Source organism: Oscillibacter sp. UBA6647 (assembly GCA_002455655.1).
In the GTDB taxonomy this organism is placed as follows: Bacteria; Bacillota; Clostridia; order Oscillospirales; family Oscillospiraceae; genus Oscillibacter.
On record DKLF01000047.1, the window covers coordinates 1 to 3,204 of the forward strand.

At 53.6% G+C, this 3,204-nt stretch carries 4 protein-coding genes; 3 read left to right on the forward strand and 1 reads right to left on the reverse strand.

The annotated features are described in order from the left end of the window. Positions 1 to 140 precede the first annotated feature (140 nt). Complete coding sequence (locus B2W96_RS03915) at positions 141 to 986, reverse strand: polysaccharide deacetylase family protein (RefSeq protein WP_293008758.1); 846 nt, start codon at positions 984 to 986, stop codon at positions 141 to 143. 221 nt (positions 987 to 1,207) lie between these two features. On the opposite strand from B2W96_RS03915, the gene B2W96_RS03920 reads away from it, so the two are divergent. The 3 genes from B2W96_RS03920 (at position 1,208) to B2W96_RS03930 (ending at position 3,201) form a co-directional block, all read left to right on the forward strand. Then, positions 1,208 to 1,510, forward strand: a complete 303-nt coding sequence (locus B2W96_RS03920) for a hypothetical protein (protein ID WP_293008760.1) — start codon at positions 1,208 to 1,210, stop codon at positions 1,508 to 1,510. 56 nt (positions 1,511 to 1,566) lie between these two features. Continuing rightward, positions 1,567 to 2,460 (forward strand): SH3 domain-containing C40 family peptidase, encoded by an 894-nt coding sequence (locus tag B2W96_RS03925; RefSeq protein ID WP_293008762.1) that lies wholly within the window; start codon positions 1,567 to 1,569, stop codon positions 2,458 to 2,460. 267 nt (positions 2,461 to 2,727) lie between these two features. Next, positions 2,728 to 3,201 carry a hypothetical protein gene (locus B2W96_RS03930; RefSeq protein WP_293008764.1) on the forward strand — a complete coding sequence of 158 codons (474 nt, stop codon included), beginning with the start codon at positions 2,728 to 2,730 and terminating at the stop codon, positions 3,199 to 3,201. The last annotated feature ends 3 nt before the right edge of the window (positions 3,202 to 3,204 follow it).

The following is a 3,204-nucleotide window of genomic DNA, read 5'->3' on the forward strand; positions in this document are numbered from 1 at the left end:
CGCGGAATTTCTCCACGCCGGGGTTCTTTGCCGCGGGGGAAGGGGGCGCGTCGGGATGACGGAGACGTTGTACCCCCCGATACGGCGGTTGATTAAGAATTGGTGGATGTCGAACCGGACAATTTGAGAGTGGCCCCGCGTCAGGTATTTCCGGTGGAGGCGGCCGGAGAATTTTCCGCGCTGCCGCTTGCTCCGGGCGCGGCGTTGCCCTCCGTGGCGCTTTTGGCTGCTTTCTGGCGGCCGGTGTGGTCGATGGTGTAGTCCTGATTGCACTCGCCCTTGACGATGATTTGTGAGATGGGAACCACAGAGTAGCCTTGCCCGATCAGGTACTCCAGAATGCCCGGCAAGGCGGCGGGAGTGTTCTCCGCCGCGTTGTGGAACAGGACGATGGACCCGGGCTGAACTTTGGAGGTCACCCGCCGTGTAATTTCGTCCGCCGAAATACCTTTCCAGTCTAGGCTGTCAACATCCCATTGAATGGGTTCCATTCCGTAATCCCGAATGGCCTTGACCACATGGTCGTCATACTCCCCGTAGGGACAGCGAATCAGCGTGGGACGCACGCCGGTGATGGCCTCAATCTTATCGCTGCTCTCCTTCAGGTCGGCGGTAATTTTCTCGGTGGAGAGAGAATTGTAGTGGTCGTGGTGGGCAGAGTGGCTCATAATTTCGTGGCCCGCGTCATTGAGTGCCTTGACGGACTCCGGGTATTTGTCCACCCAGTCGCCCACCACGAAAAAGGTGGTTTTTACATTGTATTGCTCCAGGATGTTAATGAGCGTCTGGGTGTCCTCGTTTCCCCAGGCTGCGTCGAAGCTGATGGAGCAAATCTTTTGCTGCCCTCTGTCCACGCAGTAGATGGGAAGCTGGCGTTCCGTGGCGAGCGCCTCGGTGGGGTAGGAGGCCGCATAGCCGCCAAGGGACACCGCCAGCGCCGCCGCCAGCAGGGCGGCGGCTTTTTTTTTCCAAATAATGATTTTCATAAAATCCCTCCTCAGATAAAAAAGTATATGAGCATAAGCGCTGGAAATTGCGCCAATCCGTGGGAAATGCAGAGGAGACTCCACAGGGACAAGGGGTTAAGAATTATACTTGGCAAAGAGTGAGGAAAAAATTTCCTAAAAAAATGGGTTTGTTTAGAATTGACAAAGCGGAAAAATTCTGTTACAATTTGGTTACAAAATAATTTCAAAGGAGCATATTGATGGCTGAAAGTATGGAGAAGGCCTCGGGCCTGACCTATAAGGGTCACCCGCTTCGCCGGGTGGATAATCTGATTTACTACGGCACGATGGCTGAGAAATATATCATTATGATGCAGGTAATGGACAGCAAAAAGGTTCAGGACATGAATGTGGCTACCAAGGTTTCCGTCCAATTACAATTAACGGACCCGGATCTGAAATCCCGGGATCGCGTGGTGAAAAAAAGTGAAAGAGAGAGCCTGTACGAGGCCATGGACATCTCCGCCATCTGGCTGGAGCGCGCATTGGCCGGCAAGCTGTAAGGCAGGCGGCTTTCCCACTTCCCGACAAACGAAAATTCGAAAGGAAGCGTACACTTATGAAACACCGTGCAGGTAAAGCGGCCGGGATGTTTGTTCTTTCCGCCGCAATGACGATGCTTTTGGCCGCCACGGCCTCCGTTTCCGCCGCCGATCAAATTGCAATCGGCGTCGGTTGTACTACCGGCTCCAGTCTGCGGCTTCGGGCCGAGGCATCCACTTCCTCTTCCGTTGTCACGCAGTTGGACAAAAGTGTCGCCGTCTCCATTCTGGGCAAGCAGGACGGGTGGTACTATGTGGGCTTTGACGGGAAGTCCGGTTATGTTTCCGCGGAATATGTCGTTGAGGATCAGGACGGCATTTTTACTGCTCCGGGCCGCATAAACGGCGATGGAGTGAATGTCCGCGCCTCGGCCAATCCTGATGCCCAGACCGTTGCCACGGTAAACAAGGACGCCGTCGTAACGGTGGACGGCTTTGCCGACGGCTGGTACGCCGTGACCTGCCAGTATGGAACTACCGGTTATATCCGCAGCGATTTTGTGGATTTGGTCTCTGATGAGGCATCCGCCTCCGGTGCGGCTGATATTGCAACGCAGTATCTGGGCACCCGGTATGTCTATGGTGGTTCGTCTCCCAGTGGCTTTGACTGTTCAGGCTTCACGATGTACGTGTTCAAGCAGATGGGCGTAAGCCTGCCCCACAGTGCCACCAGCCAGTGGCAGAGCGGGAAGGGCCAGAAGCTTTACTCCGCATCGGAGCTGAAGTCCGGCGATCTGGTGTTTTTCAATGACCCCAGCCGCTCCAAGGGCAAGGCGTGTTCCCACGCCGGCATTTATATGGGCGGCGGGCAGTTTATCCACGCTTCCTCCGCCAACAGCGGCGGCGTGATTGTCAGTACGCTGTCCAGTGGGTATTACAATACCTACTTTGTGGGCGGTATGCGCGTTTGAGCTTGGTTTACATAGGAAAATGAGATTTACGGCGGACGGCTTTGCTGTCCGCCGTGTTTTTTTGCAGGGCGGCACAGCTATTGTACAGGCAACATTTTACACCAAATTGCGCAATGTTGCGCAATTTGGTGTTTGCTTTTTGCGGGAACTGTGATATACTGTCCACAGAAGAACGTTTCACAGAGAGATTTTGCATCCGCGGGGGCAAGCCTGCGGTGCAGAAAAGAGTTCCGTCATCATGGATCATATGTGGGGAGGTATACAAATATGAGCTATCCGAAGACCGGCAAGGAAGTGTTTATCAGCTTTTCCATTTCCAACACCATGTTTTCCGGCATTGGAAAGGGGACCATCACCAGAGAGGAAGTCTCTGTCGATTACTTAAAAGAACTGTTTGAAAAATATGGCGTGATTGTTTCGGCCAAACCAGAGCAGCGCAGGTTGCTGGAAGAGGTCAACGAGAGTTACGATCTGAAGCTGGACATTCCGGAGGAGTTGCGCATCATTCACCTCTCGGAGAAAAATCGCCGCCTTGTGGTGATCTCCGTTCAGGGACTAAAGCGGGAAAATGGCTCTCTCTTGCCCGAATATACCGAGAAAGAATTTCAGGAGGCCACCTTCAGCTTTGTAAAGTATTACGTGCAGAGCCGCCACTATGACGAGCTTTTGGCGGAGAATGCGAAACTGAAACGGGACTTGGAGATGGAGGTTGCGTGGCGTACCAGAGAGTGCGACATTTAAACG

Bases quoted from the DNA above. Each gene is read 5' to 3' on its own strand.
- B2W96_RS03930 (WP_293008764.1), top strand. From the start codon at position 2,728: ATGAGCTATCCGAAGACCGGCAAGGAAGTGTTTATCAGCTTTTCCATT.
- B2W96_RS03920 (WP_293008760.1), top strand. From the start codon at position 1,208: ATGGCTGAAAGTATGGAGAAGGCCTCGGGCCTGACCTATAAGGGTCAC.
- B2W96_RS03925 (WP_293008762.1), top strand. From the start codon at position 1,567: ATGAAACACCGTGCAGGTAAAGCGGCCGGGATGTTTGTTCTTTCCGCC.
- B2W96_RS03915 (WP_293008758.1), bottom strand. From the start codon at position 986: ATGAAAATCATTATTTGGAAAAAAAAAGCCGCCGCCCTGCTGGCGGCG.